At 65.4% G+C, this 18,611-nt stretch carries 18 protein-coding genes and 1 tRNA gene; 15 read left to right on the top strand and 4 right to left on the bottom strand.

The features are described 5' to 3' along the window. Positions 1-3 precede the first annotated feature (3 nt). Positions 4-633: a DNA alkylation repair protein gene (locus tag AC5RW2_RS04910; RefSeq protein ID WP_493962057.1), complete on the top strand. Its 630-nt coding sequence runs from the start codon at positions 4-6 to the stop codon at positions 631-633. Between the two features lie 73 nt (positions 634-706). On the opposite strand, the gene AC5RW2_RS04905 is transcribed toward AC5RW2_RS04910, so the two are convergent. Next, positions 707-790: transfer RNA gene (locus tag AC5RW2_RS04905), tRNA-Leu, on the bottom strand. Between the two features lie 240 nt (positions 791-1,030). Between AC5RW2_RS04905 and AC5RW2_RS04900 the strand changes: the two genes are divergently transcribed. Both AC5RW2_RS04900 and AC5RW2_RS04895 read left to right on the top strand, forming a co-directional pair. Next, positions 1,031-2,335, top strand: coding sequence for a M20/M25/M40 family metallo-hydrolase (locus tag AC5RW2_RS04900; RefSeq protein WP_493962058.1), 1,305 nt, complete (start codon positions 1,031-1,033; stop codon positions 2,333-2,335). A gap of 45 nt (positions 2,336-2,380) precedes the next feature. Beyond that, positions 2,381-3,538: an acyl-CoA dehydrogenase family protein gene (locus AC5RW2_RS04895; protein ID WP_493962059.1), complete on the top strand. Its 1,158-nt coding sequence runs from the start codon at positions 2,381-2,383 to the stop codon at positions 3,536-3,538. 41 nt (positions 3,539-3,579) lie between these two features. Here the strand turns inward: AC5RW2_RS04895 and AC5RW2_RS04890 are convergent, their stop codons facing one another. Beyond that, the gene (locus AC5RW2_RS04890) at positions 3,580-3,813 is read right to left on the bottom strand and encodes a DUF5703 family protein (protein WP_414959822.1); all 234 of its coding nucleotides are present in this window, start codon (positions 3,811-3,813) and stop codon (positions 3,580-3,582) included. Between the two features lie 52 nt (positions 3,814-3,865). Between AC5RW2_RS04890 and AC5RW2_RS04885 the strand changes: the two genes are divergently transcribed. After that, complete coding sequence (locus tag AC5RW2_RS04885) at positions 3,866-4,144, top strand: hypothetical protein (RefSeq protein WP_493943090.1); 279 nt, start codon at positions 3,866-3,868, stop codon at positions 4,142-4,144. 73 nt (positions 4,145-4,217) lie between these two features. On the opposite strand, the gene AC5RW2_RS04880 is transcribed toward AC5RW2_RS04885, so the two are convergent. Continuing rightward, the gene (locus tag AC5RW2_RS04880) at positions 4,218-5,153 is read right to left on the bottom strand and encodes an aldo/keto reductase (RefSeq protein ID WP_493950480.1); all 936 of its coding nucleotides are present in this window, start codon (positions 5,151-5,153) and stop codon (positions 4,218-4,220) included. Positions 5,154-5,327: 174 nt separating this feature from the next. On the opposite strand from AC5RW2_RS04880, the gene AC5RW2_RS04875 reads away from it, so the two are divergent. Continuing rightward, on the top strand, positions 5,328-6,152 hold the full coding sequence (locus tag AC5RW2_RS04875) for an undecaprenyl-diphosphate phosphatase (protein WP_493950481.1): 825 nt from the start codon (positions 5,328-5,330) through the stop codon (positions 6,150-6,152). Positions 6,153-6,265: 113 nt separating this feature from the next. Beyond that, on the top strand, positions 6,266-7,528 hold the full coding sequence (gene mshC / locus AC5RW2_RS04870; protein WP_493962060.1) for a cysteine--1-D-myo-inosityl 2-amino-2-deoxy-alpha-D-glucopyranoside ligase: 1,263 nt from the start codon (positions 6,266-6,268) through the stop codon (positions 7,526-7,528). Between the two features lie 96 nt (positions 7,529-7,624). Here the strand turns inward: mshC and AC5RW2_RS04865 are convergent, their stop codons facing one another. After that, complete coding sequence (locus tag AC5RW2_RS04865; RefSeq protein WP_493962288.1) at positions 7,625-8,485, bottom strand: PAC2 family protein; 861 nt, start codon at positions 8,483-8,485, stop codon at positions 7,625-7,627. 186 nt (positions 8,486-8,671) lie between these two features. On the opposite strand from AC5RW2_RS04865, the gene AC5RW2_RS04860 reads away from it, so the two are divergent. From AC5RW2_RS04860 to pafA, 9 genes are all read left to right on the top strand, one after another. After that, positions 8,672-9,400 carry an HAD family hydrolase gene (locus AC5RW2_RS04860; RefSeq protein WP_493962061.1) on the top strand — a complete coding sequence of 243 codons (729 nt, stop codon included), beginning with the start codon at positions 8,672-8,674 and terminating at the stop codon, positions 9,398-9,400. Beyond that, entirely contained in the window at positions 9,397-10,554 is a 1,158-nt protein-coding gene (locus AC5RW2_RS04855) for a site-2 protease family protein (RefSeq protein ID WP_493962062.1), read from the top strand. The genes AC5RW2_RS04860 and AC5RW2_RS04855 overlap by 4 nt, the downstream gene beginning before the upstream one ends. 112 nt (positions 10,555-10,666) lie before the next feature. Next, positions 10,667-11,707 (top strand): tRNA (adenine-N1)-methyltransferase, encoded by a 1,041-nt coding sequence (locus tag AC5RW2_RS04850; RefSeq protein ID WP_493950485.1) that lies wholly within the window; start codon positions 10,667-10,669, stop codon positions 11,705-11,707. Positions 11,708-12,038: 331 nt separating this feature from the next. Continuing rightward, on the top strand, positions 12,039-13,796 hold the full coding sequence (arc, locus tag AC5RW2_RS04845) for a proteasome ATPase (protein ID WP_493962063.1): 1,758 nt from the start codon (positions 12,039-12,041) through the stop codon (positions 13,794-13,796). 14 nt (positions 13,797-13,810) lie between these two features. Next, entirely contained in the window at positions 13,811-15,409 is a 1,599-nt protein-coding gene (gene dop, locus AC5RW2_RS04840) for a depupylase/deamidase Dop (protein ID WP_493962289.1), read from the top strand. Positions 15,410-15,451: 42 nt separating this feature from the next. Then, positions 15,452-15,655, top strand: a complete 204-nt coding sequence (locus AC5RW2_RS04835) for a ubiquitin-like protein Pup (protein WP_414959812.1) — start codon at positions 15,452-15,454, stop codon at positions 15,653-15,655. A 3-nt stretch (positions 15,656-15,658) separates the two neighbouring features. Then, positions 15,659-16,495, top strand: a complete 837-nt coding sequence (prcB, locus tag AC5RW2_RS04830; protein ID WP_493962064.1) for a proteasome subunit beta — start codon at positions 15,659-15,661, stop codon at positions 16,493-16,495. A gap of 2 nt (positions 16,496-16,497) precedes the next feature. Then, a complete protein-coding gene (prcA, locus tag AC5RW2_RS04825) occupies positions 16,498-17,229 on the top strand; it encodes a proteasome subunit alpha (protein ID WP_493950489.1) in 732 nt (243 codons plus the stop codon). A 2-nt stretch (positions 17,230-17,231) separates the two neighbouring features. Next, positions 17,232-18,593, top strand: coding sequence for a Pup--protein ligase (pafA, locus tag AC5RW2_RS04820; protein ID WP_493950490.1), 1,362 nt, complete (start codon positions 17,232-17,234; stop codon positions 18,591-18,593). Positions 18,594-18,611 lie beyond the last annotated feature (18 nt).

Below are 18,611 nucleotides of genomic sequence, written 5' to 3'. Positions count from 1 at the left end.
CAGATGAGTGAGGCGGCTGAGTTCATCGACTTCACCTTGCAGCGTGAGGCCACTGAGGAACGGGCGCGGGCGGAAAAGGATTCGGGCGCCGGCCTGCGCTACTACGGTGCGTCCGTCGGTGCGGTGCGGGGCACGGTTCGCGATGCGGGCCGGAAGTTCCGGCCTCTGTCACATGATCAGGTCACAGCGCTCAGTTCCAAATTGTGGAAACGACCGGTCTTCGAACTGCGGTTGGCTGCTGTTGTGCTGCTGCAATCGAATCAGCGGCTCTTGCGGAACTCCGACCTGACCCGGATTGAAGGTTTTCTGCGCGACGCACGCACCGCGGCGCTGGTGGATCCGCTCGCGGTCGACGTCGTGGGCCCGTTGATCAACGGGCTGACGGACCAGTCCCGTGCGCGGGCCGAGTCCATCCTGGATCGCTGGGCCCGGGAGCCGGACCCCTGGCTGCGTCGGGCCGCCATCCTTGCTCCGCTGAGGGCAGTGCGTGCTGCCGGCATTGACACCGAGGAGGTGGTGTGCCGGACACGGGCTGCAGCGGCGGGCGATCACAGTGACATCGTCCAGCAGGCTGTGGCCATGCTGTGCACCGAACTGTCGAACATCGACCAGGGGCAGGTGCCATCCCTCTAAGTTGCGCACCCGCCGCAGCCTGGCGGGGAGTGCGCGGACATAAAAAAGCCCCGGGATCCCGGGGCTTTCTTTGTGCGCAGGAAGGGACTCGAACCCTCACCCTCAATAAGAGGACTAGCACCTCAAGCTAGCGCGTCTACCATTCCGCCACCCGCGCAGGTGGACTTTTCGCTGGATGATCAGAGGCCCTCGGGCGCACTGATTCCGTCGAAAGCAGCGAGAAAAACTCTAACATGTTTTGCCGGAAGTGTTGAATCGGGCGCGCTGCCTGCCGGCGGCGTCGGCAACGCGCAGGGGGCCGGTGTGGACGTTGCAGAGGCGCAGTGCGGCGCTGCTGCTGCCTCTGACGCCGCTGCTGGATAGGCTGGGACAGACATCGACTTCGAGGGGAGCCTTCATGACCGTACCGAACCCGCACGATGAAGTGGTCCGAATCTGCCAGGAATTGATCCGAATCGACACCTCCAACTACGGCGGCAACGAGGGCCCGGGGGAGCGGCAGGCTGCCGAGTATACGGCGGGCCTGTTGGAAGAAGCCGGGCTGGCCACCGAAGTGTTCGAGTCCGCGCCGCGCCGCGCTTCCGTCGTTACGCGGATGGCCGGGTCAGACCCCTCGGCACCGGCTCTGGTGGTGCACGGCCACCTTGATGTGGTGCCGGCGCAGGCCGCCGACTGGCAAGTTGATCCGTTCAGCGGAGAGGAACGGGACGGACTGATCTGGGGCCGGGGAGCCGTCGACATGAAGGACATGGACGCGATGATCCTCTCGGTGGCGAGGCATATGTCCCGCAGCGGCATCCAGCCCCGCCGGGACATTATCTTCGCGTTCTTCGCCGATGAAGAGGCCGGCGGCACCTACGGTGCGCGCTGGGCGGTGGAGAACCGGCCGGAGCTTTTCGACGGCGCCACCGAGGCCATCTCGGAAGTGGGCGGCTTTTCGGCCACCATCGGCGGCCGGCGGGCCTACCTGCTGCAGACCGCGGAGAAGGGCATTGCCTGGCTCCGCCTCGCCGTCGCCGGCCGTGCGGGCCACGGTTCGCAGATCAATACCGACAATGCGGTCACGACGTTGGCCGCCGCCGTGGCGAGAATCGGATCACATCAGTGGCCCATCGAGTTGACGGATACCACCCGGCAGTTCTTGGACGGCGTCACCGAGCTGACCGGCGTCGAGTTTGATCCGGACAACCCCGAGATTCTGCTCAAAGAGCTGGGGACGGTGGCCCGCTTTGTGGGCGCCACCCTGCAGAACACCTCGAACCCCACCGTGCTCAAGGCCGGCTACAAAGAGAACGTGATTCCCGGCCTTGCCGAGGCACGGATCGACGCCAGGACGCTGCCCGGCCAGGAAGAGCTGGTGCTGGCCACCATCCGCGAACTCGCCGGTCCGGACGTGGAGGTGAGCTACGTGCACCAGGACAGGTCGCTGGAGGTACCGTTTGCCGGCAATCTGGTGGACGCCATGGTGGACTCGCTGACGTTCGAGGACCCGGACGCGGTGGTGCTTCCCTACACGCTCTCCGGCGGCACCGACAATAAGTCGTTGGCCCGGCTGGGCATTACCGGCTACGGCTTTGCACCGCTGCGCCTGCCGGAAGATCTGGACTTCACCGGCATGTTCCACGGGGTGGATGAACGGGTGCCGGTGGAATCGCTGAAGTTCGGCACCCGTGTGCTGCAGCGACTGCTCACCACCTACTGATTTTTACCTACTGATTTTTGTTTGTACGACGAAAGGACCACCGGCATGCCCGCCAGTGTTGAAGAACTGCTCCCGGACGCCCTGCTGGAAACCATGCGTGGACGGGCCGCAGGCTACGACGAGGCGAACAGCTTCTTCCACGAGGACTTCGCCGATCTGGTGGAGGCAGGCTACCTGAGAATGTTTGTGCCGGAAGAACAGGGCGGCCTGGGCTACTCGTTGGAGGAGGCGGTCAGGGCACAGATGCGGCTGGCCGGCGCGGCTCCGGCCACTGCGCTGGCAGTCAACATGCACTTGGTGTGGACCGGCGTTGCCCGCGTGCTGAAAGCCCGCGGCGATAACAGCCTGGACTACGTGCTGACCGAGGCCGGCAGGGGCGAAGTCTTCGGCTTCGGCGTTTCCGAAGCAGGCAACGATCAGGTCCTGTTCGACTCGCGGACGGTGGCGGCCCCGCGCGCAGACGGCGGCTATGAGTTCACCGGGACGAAGGTTTTCACCAGCCTCTCGCCGGCATGGACCCGGCTGGGGATCTTTGGCCGGGACGACTCCGGCGTGGAGCCGCAGCTGGTGTGGGCGTTCATCGACCGCGACAAGCCGGGCTACCGGATCAAGGACGACTGGAACACCTTGGGGATGCGCGCCAGCCAGTCCAACAGCACCGTACTGGAAGGCGCGGTTGCGGCGCCGGACCGGATCTTCCGGAAGCTGCCGGTAGGCCCCAACCCGGATGCGCTGATCTTCGGCATCTTCGCGTGCTTCGAAATCCTGCTCTCGTCCGTGTATGCGGGGATCGGCACCCGCGCCCTGGACCTGGCTGTGGAAGCCGTGCACCGCCGTCGTTCTTTGAAAACGGGCAAGAGCTACGCGCAGGATCCGGACATCCGCTGGCGGGTGGCCGCTGCCGCACTCGCGATGGACGGGCTGTACCCGCAGTTGGCGACCATCGCCCGCGACGTGGATACGTTAACCGACCACGGCTCGCTCTGGTTCGCCAAACTTGCCGGCATCAAAATCAGGGCCACCGAAACCGCCAAGGACGTGGTGGAGAAGGCCGTCCGCGTCTCCGGCGGCGGGGGATACTTCCGCGGCCGGGAGCTCGAGCGGCTGTACCGCGACGTGTTGGCCGGGCTGTACCATCCCTCGGACGACGAGTCGGCGCACAGCACCATTGCCACCGCCTGGCTGGGGCCGTTGGACGACTGACCCGGGCGGGTCCTGCAGTGCGGCGCACCGCCTGGCCGGGGTCAGGCGGTGCGTTCGACCCTGAGCACTCTGCGGCGCAGCCAGTACTTGCGGCTGCCGCCCAGATACAGCCGGGTGCGCACCAAGTCCCACTTGCCGTACTCGGCGTGGTCGGTCAAGACCCGGCGTGCTTCCCCGATGGATTCGTCCTTATTGACGGTGAGGACCAGGTATTCGTACTGCCGGGCGTAGTCGCGTTCGCGGGTGACAGCGGCACCCAGAAATTGTTCTCTCATTGCCCTCCTGTTCTCTTCACTTATTCTCCACATTGCGGCTAACGTCTACACCATGAGCATTGATCCGCGTGTCGCACTCGAGTCACTGGTTTCCGCGCTGCAGGAACATCTGGCCGCCGCTTCGAGCCGCCGGGGTGAAGACGATCCTGCCGTGGAAGCTGCGTTCTCGTCCATTATGGAATCCTTCGAGACGTACGAGGACGCGCTCTACGATGCTTACGGCGAAGTGACGCCGCTGGTCATTTACGACGAGTCGGATGACGAAGACATGGACGACCCGGACGAGGTTGTGGATCCGTTCGACGACGATCTGGAAATCGAAGAAAAGTAGGCCGGATCGGCCCGGATCAGGTTGCCTGCACGAGCGCGCCCTCAGCGGGCGCCGGGACCAGCCCTGAACCGGCTCAGGGTGCGGAAATTTCGTCCAGCACGTGGGCGATCTCGGCAGGCAAGGCGTCCAGCGGAGCCTTGAGAATCTGGTCCAGTTGCGCCGGCGTCCGCGGTCCCACCACGGCGGTGCCCACGGCGGGCCGTTGCAGCACCCAGTTCAGCGCCAGGTCCAGCGGCTGGACGTCCAGGCCGCGGGCCGCCGTGGCCAGCGCATCCACGATCCTGGCCGGCCGGCCGGCCAGGTACGGTTCCACGAAATGCGCATGCTGTTCGGAGGCGGCGCGGGAATCGGCCGGCGTGCCGGTGCGGTATTTGCCGGTCAGGACGCCGCGTCCCAGCGGCGACCAGGCCATCAGCCCGGGGCCCAGCGCGGTGGCCGCCGGGATCACTTCATGTTCCGGCCGGCGCTGCAGCAGCGAGTACTCGTTCTGCACTGCGACCAGCGGTACCGGACTGACCGAGACCGCCCGGGCCAGCTGCCAGCCGGAATAGTTGGACACGCCCACATAGCGCGCACGGCCGGAGGAAACGGCATGTTCCAGCGCGGACAGGGTCTCGTCCAGCGGCGCCGAGGCATCGTCCCAGAGATGCACCAGCCAGAGGTCCAGGTAGTCGGTACCCAGCCGGGCCAGGCTGGCGTCCAGGCTGCGGAGCATGGCACCGCGGGAAGTGTCCACCTCGCGCCGGCCCTCGCTGCGGGTCACGCCGGCCTTGGAGACCACCAGCACTTCCTGCCGGGGGACCAGCTCGCCCAGGAACGCGCCAAGCATTGCTTCGCTGCGGCCCTCGGCGTAGGGCGCGGCGGTGTCCAGCAAGGTGCCGCCGGCGTCCAGATAGGCGCGCAGCATGGCACCGGCGCCCTCCTCGTCCGTCTCCTCGCCCCAGGTCATCGTTCCCAGCGACAGCTGCGGGACCTTCAGCCCGCTGTTACCCAAGCGCTTGTGCTCCATACAGCCAGCTTATGGCCTGCGGTGCCGTGCTCTTGGCAGCGGCCCGCCGACGCCGCGCCCGCGGTTCTGCCCGCCCGTGGCAGGCGGATCCGTCCTCATACCCCGGGCGGAACTTCACCCGCAGGGCTGTGTCTGGTTCCGTTTCCGGGGCCCGTGTGCCATAGGGTCGAGTGTGTGAATTGGCTAGAAGCAATCGTCTTGGGGCTCGTGCAGGGGCTGACAGAATTCCTCCCGATCTCGTCCAGCGCGCACCTGCGCATCGTGGGGGAACTCCTGCCGGGTGCCGCCGATCCGGGGGCCGCCTTCACCGCCATCACCCAGCTGGGCACGGAAACCGCCGTCGTCGTTTATTTCTGGCGCGACATCGTCAACATCATCAAGGCCTGGTTCGGCTCGCTGACCGGCAAGGTGCCGCGCAACGACCCGGACGCCCGGATGGGCTGGCTGGTCATCATCGGCTCGATCCCCATCGCCGTGCTCGGACTGCTGTTCCAAGATCACATTGAATCCACCTTCCGGAGCCTCTGGATTGTGGCCACCATGTTGATTGTCTTCGGCCTGTTCCTGGCCATCGCGGACTCCATCGGCAGCCAGACCCGCACACTGGACAAACTGACCTACAAGCACGGCATCCTGTACGGACTGGCGCAGGCGCTGGCCCTGATTCCGGGCGTCTCGCGTTCCGGCGGCACCATTACCGCCGGCCTGCTGATGGGCTATACACGCGGCGCGGCGGCCCGTTATTCTTTCCTGCTGGCCATTCCGGCGGTCTTCGCCTCCGGCTTGTACCAGTTGGCCAAGAGCTTTGGAGAACCGGGACCGTACGGCCTGGGCGAGACCGCGCTGGCCACGGTGGTCGCGTTCGGCGTGGGTTTCGTGATCATCGGCTGGTTCCTGAAGTACGTGTCCACCCGCAGCTACCGCCTGTTTGTTTGGTACCGGATCGGCCTCGGCACACTGTTATTCGTGCTGCTGGGCTTTGGGATCATCAACGCCTGACAAAGCGGGAATTTATCCGGCTCCTGCGTCCTTAAACGTTAGGAGCTTGAAATGTACGACGGCGGGACCGCCGCCTCTGCGCCCGGTCCACCTCATTGGAAGGAAACTCAAGAGTGCTTGGTTGGAATGCCCATGCCGTACCCGAAATCCCGGGCGGCAAAGACGAACTGACCATCCACGACACCTCGGTGGGGTCGCTGGTAGCGCTTGAGCCGTCTGCCACCGGAAGCCTGTACGTCTGCGGCATCACCCCGTACGACGCCACCCACATGGGCCATGCCGCGACCTACGTGGCGTTCGACCTGCTCAACCGCTACTGGCGCGATGCCGGCCGCACGGTGAATTACGTTCAGAACGTGACGGACATCGACGATCCGCTGCTGGAACGCGCCCACGCCACCGGCGTGGACTGGCAGATTCTGGCGAAGGACCAGACCGAGCTGTTCCGCACGGACATGGAAGAACTCAACGTGATCCCGCCCGAGCAGTACGTGGGTGCGGTGGAAGCCATCGAATGGATTGTGCCGGCCGTGGAGGACCTGTTGGCCCGCGGCCTGGCTTACCGGGTGCCCGGCGCCTACGGCGAGCCCGACGGCGATGTCTACTTCGACTCGGTGGCCGCCGCCGGCCCTGGCTGGCACAACGGTGCCACCTCCCGCTTGACCGAAGAGCAAATGCTGCCGCTGTTTGCCGAGCGCGGTGGAGACCCGGAGCGGCCGGGCAAGAAGCACCCGCTGGACGCGCTGCTGTGGCGCGTGGCCCGCGACGGCGAGCCCGAGTGGCCGGGTGCCTCGCTGGGCGATGGCCGGCCCGGCTGGCACATTGAGTGTTCGGTGATTGCCCGCAAATTCCTGCCGGAGACCTTCGACGTACAGGCCGGCGGCTCGGACCTGAGTTTCCCCCACCACGAAATGAGCGCCGGCCATGCCTACGCGCTGGCCGGCAAGCCGCTGGCGAAGCACTTCGTGCACGCCGGCATGGTGGGCCTCGACGGCGAAAAGATGAGCAAGTCCAAGGGCAACTTGGTGCTGGTTTCGGCGCTGCGCGAGGAAGGCGTGGAGCCTGCTGCCATCCGCACCGTCCTGTTGGGCCAGCATTACCGCAGCGACTGGTTCTGGACCGAGGAACTGCTTCAACAGGCTAACGCGCGGCTGGCTGCCTGGCGCGGCGCCGCCCAGTATGTACAGGCGGACCAGGTTCCCGAGCTCGCGCAGCAGGTCCGACGCGCGCTGTCCAACGACCTCAATGCCCCCGCTGCACTGGCCGAAGTCGACGGCTTCGCCGAGCACTCCCGCGCGCAGGCCAACGGGCAGCCGCAGGACGGCGCTGAACAGTTTGCCGCCCTGCTCGACGCGCTCCTGGGCATCCGGCTGTAAGCCAAGGGCCGCCGAGCCGGAGGCCGGAACAGCTAAGCCGCGCATCGCCGAGCGAGGTGTCTAAGCGGCGTGCTTTTCCGGCCTCAGGCCGACTAGCTACTCTTTGCGGCGCTTCTTGAGGTAGCGCTCGAATTCGCGGGCGATGGACTCGCCGGTGGCCTCCGGCAGCTCTGCCGTGTCCTTGGCCTCCTCAAGCTGCCGCACATAGGCGGCGACCTCGGGGTCCTCGGTGGCCAGTTCGTCGACGCCGCGCTCCCAGGCTTCGGCCTCTTCGCTGAGCACGGATACTTCCAGCGGCACCTGGAGGATGTCTTCCAGCCGGTGCAGCAGCGCGAGTTCCGCCTTGGGCGAGGGCGACTGGCCCACGTAGTGCGGCACCGCGGCCCAGACGGACATGGTCGGGATACCGGCAAGCGAGGCAACGTCGGCCAGCACACCGACGATTCCGGTGGGACCTTCGTACTGGCTGGATTCGGTGTTTAAGGCGCGCCGGACGTCGTCGTCGTCGCTGGTCACGGTCACGGGAATGGGCCGCGAGTGCGGGACGTCGGCCAGAAGCGCACCCACCAGGATGATGCAGTCCACTCCCAGCTCCTCGGCGTGCGCCAAAAGCTCAGCGGTGTAGGCACGCCAGCGGTAGGACGGCTCCACGCCGTGGACAAAGATGATGTCGATCGGGGCGTCGGGAACGCTGGTGCGGGTGAGCTTCGTCGTCGGCCATTTGATCCGGCGTTCGCCTGATCCGGTGCGGTGGACTACCGGTCTGGTGAACTGAAAATCGTAGTAAAGATCCGGGTCCACGGTGGCCACCTTGTGGCTGTCCCACAGCCGGCTGAGGTACTTGACCGCATCCGTGGCGGCCTCTCCGGCATCGTTCCAGCCTTCAAACGCAGCCAGCATCACGGTATAACGCCGCCCCGCCTCGCCGGGCTTGGCCTGCGGGAACAGCAGATGCAGGCCGTGCTTCTCGCCGGGTCCGTCCGTAGGCAGATCGCCACTGTCCTGAGTACTCACGGTTTCACCCTAATCCTCCGGACACGGCTTGTCAGTGAGCCCCTTTGCGATTCGCGCAAAGCATAGCGGCAGTATTCCGCTGCCCATGCCCGGCCGCGGCAGGGCCGGCGGGGCCCGTAGACTGGTGCCATGCCCGCACTTGACCCTTCCGCCGCTGCGTCCGGCGCACTCCAGCCAGGCCTGCAGGCGGTGTTCTGGGATATGGACGGAACGCTCGTCGATACCGAACCGTATTGGATCGAAGCCGAATCAGAACTTGTCGCCTCGTTTGGCGGTGTCTGGAGCGACGAACTGGGTTTGACGCTCGTGGGCAACGCGCTGGAGACATCGGCCGCGGTGCTGCAGCAGGCAGGCGTCGAGCTCAGCATTCGCGAGATCATCGACCGGCTGATCGACGCCGTGACCGAACGAGTCCGACAACGCATTCCGTGGAGGCCCGGGGCCCGGGAGTTGCTCGCGGAACTGGTTGAAGCGCGCATTCCCACCGTGCTGGTGACGATGAGTGAGACGAAGTTGGCCACCGAGGTGGTGCGTGCGCTGCCCAACGGCAGTTTCCGGTACCTGGTTACGGGCGACATGGTCAGCCAGGGCAAGCCGCACCCGGAGCCGTACCAGCGTGCCTTTGACTGGCTCAGCGACCAGGAGCCCGGCGCAGACAAGCGGTACGTAGTGGCGCTGGAAGACTCTGTTCCCGGAGTCGCATCGGCCGAAGCCGCCGGCCTCGTCACGGTGGCTATTCCGCATGTGGTGCCGGTTCCGCCGGCACCCGGGCGTCCGCAGTGGGACAGCCTGGCCGGTAAGGGCGTTATGGACGTGGAGCGGCTCCTGTTGCCTGCTTCCCAGGAAGCAGGAGTATGAGCACGCAGACACCGCGGCCGCCGGAGGAAAAGCAACGCAGCGAAGGGATTCCGCTGGGCCGGATGTTCGGCGTGCCGGTTCTGCTCGCCTGGTCCTGGTTTGTTATCGCCGCATTCATCGTGCTGATCTTCGGGCCCCAAGTTCAGCGCTTGATGCCGGAACTCGGCGTCGGCGCCTACGGGGTGGCCTTCGGCTATGCGCTACTGCTGCTGTTCTCCGTGCTGGTCCACGAGCTCGCCCACGCCCTGACCGCACGGGCCTTCCGTTGGCCAACGGCCAAGATCGTGCTCAACCTCTGGGGTGGCCACACCCAGTTCGATAACTTCAACGCGACGCCGGGCAAGTCCTTGATGGTGGCGTTGTCCGGACCGGTAGCCAACTTTGCACTGGCTGGCTTGGGTTCCCTGGTCCTGCCGCTGTTCCGCGGCGAGCCGATTCCGTTCCTGTTGACCGATATCTTTATTTTGGCGAACTTCCTGGTGGCGGTTTTCAATATCCTGCCCGGGCTGCCGTTGGACGGTGGGCGGCTGGTGGAGACCGCGGTCTGGAAACTGACCGGCAGCCAGGAAAAAGGCACCGTGGCGGCAGGCTGGGCCGGCCGCGTCATCGTTGTCCTCCTGGTGGTCGGCGTGATCGGCATCCCCTTGCTGCGGGGCGGAACACCCGACCTGCAAATGGTGGTGCTCATGGTGCTGGTCTGTGGGTTCCTGTGGATGGGTGCCAGCTCGGCCATCGAGCACGCCCGGATGCGGCTGCGCCTGCCGTCTGTCAGCGCCGGTCAGCTGAAACTTCCGGCGACGTCGCTGCCGGCCACCGCCATGGTCGCCCAGGTCCAGCAACTTCTGGAGCGCGAACCCGGGCTCAGCGTGGTGCTCACGGCCGCCACCGGCCAGCCCGAAGCAGTGGTGGACCGGGGTGCGCTGAGCCAGGTACCGCCCGCGGCCGCTCCACAGACCCCGGCCGCAGCCGTGTCCCGGGCGTTGGCACCGGGTGCCTATGTCCCGGAGGTGGCCGCCGGGCAGGAACTGGTGCAGTATCTGGCCCGGCTGGCCGGCAGCGAATACGCGGTGATCGACGACGGCGGCCGCGTCACCGGGGTGCTGCAGCAAAGCACCGTGGTCCGCGCCATTACAGGCAAATCGGGCCGGCTCTGACCTTCCCCTCGGCTCGCACCGGCAGCTGGCGCAGCCGGTCGGAATACAATCGACAAAATCGGGCGGCTGGTACTGCCGCGGCCCCGCAACAACAACCGGAAGTGATTCACGCATGAGCTCCTCCACCAGCCCGCACGGCGCCGACCAGCGACGCGGACCGCTCCGGCCCGGCGAACGGGTCCAGCTGACGGATGAAAAGGGCCGGATGAACACCATCACCCTCACACCAGGGGGTGCCTTCCATACGCACAAGGGGTTCCTGCCGCACGACGACGTCATCGGCCGTGAAGAAGGCACCGTGGTGGCCAACACCGTGGGCCACCGGTACCAGGCGCTGCGCCCGCTGCTGTCCGACTTCGTGCTGTCCATGCCGCGTGGTGCCGCCGTCGTTTATCCGAAGGACGCTGCGCAGATTGTCACCATGGCGGACATCTTCCCAGGTGCCCGGGTGGTGGAAGCCGGTGTCGGCTCCGGTGCACTGAGCATTTCCTTGCTGCGTGCCGTCGGCGACTCCGGACGGCTGCATTCGTTCGAACGCCGCGAAGAATTCGCCGACGTCGCCCGCGGCAATGTGGAAACGTTCTTCGGTGGACCGCACCCTGCGTGGCAGATCTCGCTGGGCGACTTCCAGGATGAAGTGGTCAAGGCCGAGGAACCCGGCAGCGTGGACCGCGTGGTGCTGGACATGTTGGCGCCGTGGGAATGCCTGGACGCCGTGGCCACCGTGCTGGCCCCGGGCGGAGTGTGGATCAATTATGTTGCCACCGTCACCCAGTTGTCCCGCACGGCCGAAGCCATCCGGGAGGACGGCCGGTTCACCGAGCCCGAAGGATGGGAATCCATGGTCCGGGGCTGGCATCTGGAGGGCCTGGCAGTGCGTCCGGACCACCGGATGGTGGCGCACACCGGGTTCCTGCTCACTGCCCGGCGATTGGCCAGCGGCGTAACCGGATTGACGCCCAAGCGCCGCCCGTCCAAGACCGAGTTCGCCGCCGAAGACGTTCAGGTGTGGACCGGCAATGAGGAGGACTGGAACGCCGAGGCGCTGGGGGAGCGGACCGTTTCAGACAAGCGGCTACGCCGGGTTGCCAAAGACGCCGCTTCAACGGTCCAGCGTGGCGCGTTCAAGGACGTCAACCCCGAGACCGACTAGCCGGGCAGATTTAGCCGGTCAGCGAGCGTTTAAAGCCTTTGGCCGGGCAGTGGTCGAGCTTGCGTGGCCGCACCCGGGAGCCGGGTGCGGCCACGCCGTCATGTGCACCATCCTCGCCGCACCGGACATCATCCTCAAAGTACCGGGCACCAACGCGGCCGCAGTTTCGTTATGCCGCGTAATGATCCGACAACACGCAACGGTCTCTTCCGTGACAGCCGTTGGAATTCCATGTCTCGATTCGGCGTTTCTTTTCGTAGACACGTGCAGGCGGCTCAGGGGCCCGTTAGGGTCTAGTGAAGGAACCGATTCAAGGAAGCGGGTCGCGGTGATGAAGGACAACCAGAACCAGAACAATGAACCGGCACCGGCTGAACAACAGGACGAACAGCGCGACGCTCTGACAGTTGCGCAGCGCCAAATCAACGTCCTGCGCGACAAACTGCGCCATTTGGACAAGCAACTCGCTGCAGCCACGCAGAACAATTCCCGTTTGGTCGCCACGCTTGAGGCCGCCAAAACGGAGATCGTGCGGCTCAAGTCTGCCCTTGAACGCGACGGCGAAACACCTTTCAGCTTTGCCACCATCACCGACGTCCACATGGCGCAGAAGCCGCGTCCGGGCATCAGCAACGCCGCGTTGGTGCAGGAGAGTGTGGACATTGTGCAGTCCGGCCGCAAGCTCCGCGTGGCGGTTAGCCCCTTGGTCGACATGGACCAGCTCGGGCCCGGGCAGGAAGTCCTGCTCAACGAATCGCTGACGGTCATCGCGGCGCTCGGCTTCGAGCGTTCCGGCGAGCTGGTCACGATCAAGGAAATGCTCGACGGCCACCGCATCCTCGTGGTGGGAAGGGCAGACGAAGAACGGGTGGTCAAACTGTCCGGCGCCCTGCTGTCCGAGCGGCTCCGTGTCGGCGATGCCGTCTCCATCGACGCCCGCAGCGGCTACGCGCTCGAGAAGATCCCGCGCAGCGAAGTGGAGAACCTGATCCTCGAAGAGGTGCCGGACATCTCGTACGAAGACATCGGCGGACTGGGGCCGCAGATTGACCAGATCCGCGACGCCGTCGAACTGCCTTTCCTGCATCCCGACCTGTACCGCGAGCACGGGCTGAAGGCGCCGAAGGGCATCCTGCTCTACGGTCCTCCCGGCTGCGGCAAAACGCTGATCGCCAAGGCCGTGGCCAACTCACTTGCCGCTAAGGCGATTGAACGCAACGGCACGGACACCCGCAGCTACTTCCTGAACATCAAGGGACCGGAGCTGCTGGACAAATATGTGGGCGAGACCGAGCGCCATATCCGGCTGATCTTCGCCCGGGCCCGCGAGAAGGCTTCCGACGGCAGCCCGGTGGTGGTGTTCTTCGATGAAATGGATTCGCTCTTCCGGACCCGCGGTACCGGTGTTTCCTCCGACGTCGAAACAACGATTGTGCCGCAACTGCTCTCCGAGATTGACGGCGTGGAAAAGCTGGAGAACGTGATCGTCATCGGCGCCTCCAACCGCGAGGACATGATCGACCCGGCCATCCTCCGCCCCGGACGGTTGGACGTGAAGATCAAAATCCATCGTCCCGATGCCGAGGCCGCCGCGGACATCTTCACCAAGTACCTCACCACCAACCTTCCCATCCACGCGGAAGATCTGGCCGAGCATGGCCAGGACCGCAAGGCCACGATCGAGGCGATGATCCAGCGCACGGTCGAGGAAATGTACTCCACGGACAAGTCGAATGAGTACCTGGAAGTCACCTATGCCAGCGGCGACACCGAGATGCTCTACTTCAAGGACTTCAATTCCGGCGCCGTCATCCAGAACGTCGTGGACCGGGCCAAGAAGAATGCCATCAAGGACCTGCTGACCAGCCGGCAGAAGGGCCTGCGGATCGAACATCTGATGCGTGCAGTGGTGGACGAGTTCCGTGAGCATGAAGACTTGCCGAACACCACGAACCCCGATGACTGGGCCCGGATTTCGGGCAAAAAGGGCGAACGCATCACCTACATCCGCACCATCGTGCAGGGCAAGGCCGGGCAGGAGGCCGGCAAGTCCATCGAAACGATGCCGAACACGGGGCAGTACCTGTGAGCGTCTACCGGGTGATGGGATCGGAGACGGAGTATGGCATCCATGCTCCGGGCGAACCGCTGGCCAACTCCACAGTGCTCTCCTCGCAGGTGATCAACGCCTACGCGGCAACCATGCGCAAGGGCCTGGGCAATCTGGCCGGCACCCGCTGGGACTATACCGACGAGGAGCCGCTGCACGATGCGCGAGGCTTCGACCTCTCGCGCGAGGCGGCCGACCCGTCGCAGTTGACAGACGTGCCGCCAATCTTGGATGCCGAACAGATCGCACTGGCCGGCGGGCGGGCGGCAGCCAACGACTTCTACACCGACGAGGCCTCCGGCGTGCTGATGAACATGGTGCTCAGCAACGGCGCCCGGCTCTACGTGGACCACGCGCACCCGGAATACTCCTCGCCCGAGGTGACCAACCCGTTGGACGCGGTGCGCTGGGACAAGGCCGGCGACGTCGTCGTGCTGTCCGCCTTGCGCAGGATCGCCGCGACGCCGGGGTTCTCCCCGGTGAACTTGTACAAGAACAACACGGACAACAAGTCGGTCTCCTACGGAGCGCATGAGAACTACTTGATGCCGCGCAGCCTGCCGTTCAACCAGATTGTGACCGGGCTGGTCCCGTTCTTCGTGTCCCGGCAGGTCGTGTGCGGGGCCGGTCGGGTGGGGCTGGGCACCAATGGCCGCACACCGGGGTATCAAATCAGCCAGCGCGCGGACTTCTTCGAGGCGGAGGTGGGGCTGGAGACAACCATCCGCCGGCCCATCATCAACACCCGCGACGAACCACACTCGGTGGCCGACAAGTACCGCCGGCTGCACGTGATCATTGGCGACGCGAACCTGAGCGAAGTCTCGATTTTCCTGAAGATGGGAACCACGGCCGTGGTGCTGTCCATGATTGAACATGGTGAAGCCCCGGACGTGCAGCTGGCAGACCCGGTGCAGGCGCTGCAGGCGGTCAGCCACGACCCGTCACTGCAGCAGAAAGTCGCGCTCAGCGACGGCAGCATGGTCACCGGCCTGGACCTGCAGGAAATCTATCTGCAGGCGGCTGTGGAGCATTGCACGCGGCACGGTACCGATAGCGGCCAGACGGCAGAGGTGCTCCAGCGCTGGGCCTCGGTGCTGGACATTTTGCGGCGCGACCCGCTGGAAGCCGCGAACCAGTTGGACTGGGTGGCCAAACTGAAGCTGCTGCAGGCCTACCGGGACCGGGACGGCCTGGAGTGGGGCGACCCGCGGCTGGGGCTGATCGACCTGCAGTACGCCGACGTCCGGCCGGAAAAAGGACTCCACCACCGGCTGGCCGCACGCGGCCGGATGCAGCGGCTGCTCTCCGACGAGCAGATCAACACCGCCGTGAACCAACCGCCGGAAGATACCCGGGCCTACTTCCGCGGAAAATGCATTCAACATTTCCCACAGGAGGTGGTCGGCGCAAGCTGGGATTCGGTGATTTTCGACCTTCCCGACCGGCGCCGGCTGCAGCGGATCCCGACCCGGGAACCGCTGCGGGGCAGCCGCGAGCTGACCGGCAAGCTTTTCGAGGAGGCCTCATCTGCGGAGGAATTTATTACGGCCTTGTTGGGGCCCAGCACCGAGCCCCACGTGGCAACATAAGCATGAGGACACAGTCGACCGTCACACCATAAGGAGGTCATCATGGCAACCCAGGACCGCAAGAACGTGGACTCCCGCCGCGAAGACGAAGCGTACGACGACGAGCCCACACCTGAGCCTGCCGCCGCACCTGCCGCACAGGCCGAGACCGAAGGCACCGATGATCTGCTGGACGAGATCGACGGTGTGCTGGAACAGAATGCGGAAGAATTCGTGCGCGGTTTCGTGCAGAAGGGCGGCCAGTAATTGATGAACATGCCGGCAGGCGGTCCGGGCTCTGTTTTCGCCCAGATTTCCCATTCAGCTACCGCGTCCTTCAGCGAGTATCTGGCACGCACGGCTCCGGACCTGCTGCCGGCTGCCCGCGGAGTCCAGCAACTGCCCGCTGGCGCCGCGGCGATAGTGCCCCATGCCACGACGATCGTCTCCATGACGTTCGCCGGCGGGGTGTTGATGGCCGGCGACCGCCGGGCAACGATGGGAAACATGATCGCCAGCCGGCACATCGAAAAGGTCTTTCCGGCCGATTCCTATTCGGTGCTGGGCATCGCCGGCACGGCCGGCATTGCCCTCGACATCACCCGGCTCTTCCAAGTGGAACTGGAGCATTACGAGAAGATCGAAGGCACGCTGCTGAGCCTTGAGGGCAAAGCGAACCGGCTGGGCGCGATGATCCGGTCCAATCTGCCGATGGCAATGCAGGGTCTGGCAGTCATTCCGTTGTTTGCCGGCTTCGATGCGGAGCGCCGGGTGGGCCGCCTGTTTTCCTACGACGTGACCGGCGGGCGCTACGAGGAGCAAGAGCACCACAGCGTCGGGTCGGGCTCGGTCTTCGCCCGCGGCGCGCTGAAGAAGCTCTGGCAGCCCAATCTTGAGGAGGCAGCTGCTGTTCGGGTTGCCATCGAAGCCCTGTACGACGCGGCCGACGACGACTCGGCCACCGGGGGCCCGGATGCCGTCCGGCAAGTATGGCCGGTCGTCTACACCGTCAACGCTGCCGGCGCGCGCCGCATCCCGGAGCGGGAACTCGCCGTGACGTCCGAAGCCGTGATCGCCGGGCGGGCCGTCGTCGGACGGGAGGCCTAGGCATGACCCAGCAGTTCTACGTATCGCCCGAGCAATTAATGAAGGACCGGGCGGACTTTGCCCGGAAAGGCATCGCCCGCGGCCGTTCGGTGGTGGTGCTCAGCTGCTTGGACGGGATCGCGCTGGTTGCCGAAAACCCCTCGCCGTCGCTGCACAAGATCGGCGAGATTTACGACCGCATCGCCTTCGCCGCCGTCGGCAAGTACAACGAGTTCGAGAGCCTGCGCCAAGCAGGCGTGCGCTACGCGGATGTGCGTGGCTACTCCTACGACCGGGAGGACGTGACCGGCCGCGGCCTGGCCAGCGTCTACGCACAAAGCCTGGGTGCGGTCTTTACCGCCGATACCAAGCCGTTTGAAGTGGAGCTTGCGGTCGCCGAAGTCGGCGATACACCGGCCGAGGACCGGCTGTTCCGACTCACGTTCGACGGATCCATCGCCGACGAACGCCGGTTCGTGGTGATGGGCGGCGATGCCGAAGCCGTTGGCGAGGCACTCCGCGGGGACTGGGCAGACGGCCGGGACTACGCCGGGGCGATACGGGCCGCGGTGGCCGCCTTGTCCGGCAGGACCGGCCAGCAGGATGCGGGACCGGCTAAAGAACTGCGTCCGGAGGGGCTGGAAGTTGCTGTGCTGGACCGCGACCCGCTGTCCAGCCGGGGGAGCCAGCGTGCCTTTCGCCGACTGGCGACCGCTGAACTGACCGAGATCTTGGGCGAGGGAATGGACGGCTAGTCATGGACCGACGGATCTTCGGGATCGAGACCGAGTTCGGCATTTCCTATTCGGCGCCAGACTCGCGCCCGCTCTCGCCCGAAGAGGTGGCCCGCTACCTCTTCCGCAGGGTGGTCACGTGGGGTAGGTCCTCCAACGTCTTCCTGACCAACGGGTCCCGGCTCTATCTGGACGTGGGCTCCCACCCTGAGTATGCCACCGCCGAATGCGACGACGTCGCCCAACTGGTGGCGCACGACCGGGCCGGCGAATTGATCCTCGAAGACCTGATGAACGAGGCCCAGGAACGCTTGGCCCGCGAGGGCTTCGGCGGGAGGGTCTATCTGTTCAAGAACAACACCGACTCTGCCGGGAACTCCTACGGCAGCCACGAGAACTACTTGATCCCGCGAAAACTCGAGTTCTCCCGGCTGGCCGACATCCTGATCCCGTTCCTGGTGACGCGGCAGATCCTGGTGGGCGCCGGCAAGGTGCTCAAGACCCAAAACGGCTCCATCTACGCGTTCTCGCAACGGGCCGACCACATCTGGGAGGGCGTCTCGTCGGCCACCACGCGTTCGCGCCCGATCATCAACACCCGGGACGAACCGCACGCAGATGCCGAGTACTACCGGCGGCTGCATGTCATCAACGGCGACTCCAATATGTCCGAAGCCACCACCATGCTCAAGGTCGGGTCTGTGGATCTACTGCTGCGGATGGTCGAAGCCGGACTGATCATGCGCGATCTGCGTCTGGAAAACCCGATCCGCAGCATCCGCGACATCTCCCACGACCTGACCGGACGCAAACCGCTGAAGCTGGCCAGCGGGCGGGAGATGTCTGCGCTGGCAATGCAGCAGGAATACTTGTCCAAAGCGCGGGAGTTCGTGGAAGCCCACGGGGCGCACAACCCGCATGTGGGACGCATTCTGGATTTGTGGGAGCGCACGTTGGCGGCGGTTGAGTCCGGAGACCACAGCGGGATCGAGCGGGAGATTGACTGGGCGATCAAGAAACGGCTGATCAACCGGATTATGGAACGCGAGTCCATCGACCTGGATGCGCCGCGCATCGCGCAAGTGGACCTGACCTACCACGACATCTCGGCCAAGCGCGGCCTGTACCACCTGTTGCAGGCACGCGGCGAGGTGGCCAAAGTGGTCGAGGAACAGGAAGTCAAGAACGCGATGGACCATCCGCCGCAGACCACCCGTGCCAAGCTACGCGGCGACTTTGTCCGGGCTGCCCGGGAGAACGGCCGCGATTTCACGGTGGACTGGGTCCATCTGAAGCTCAACGACCGCTCGCAACAGACGATCCTGTGCAAGGATCCGTTCAAGAGCGAGGACCCGCGGGTGGAGGCCCTTCTCGCTACCCTGTGACCTGCCGGTGGTTCCGGT

Source organism: Arthrobacter sp. B0316-1-20, assembly GCF_059091865.1.
Note: the sequence above shows the minus strand (reverse complement) of the source record. Positions and strands in the feature narration are given on the sequence as shown.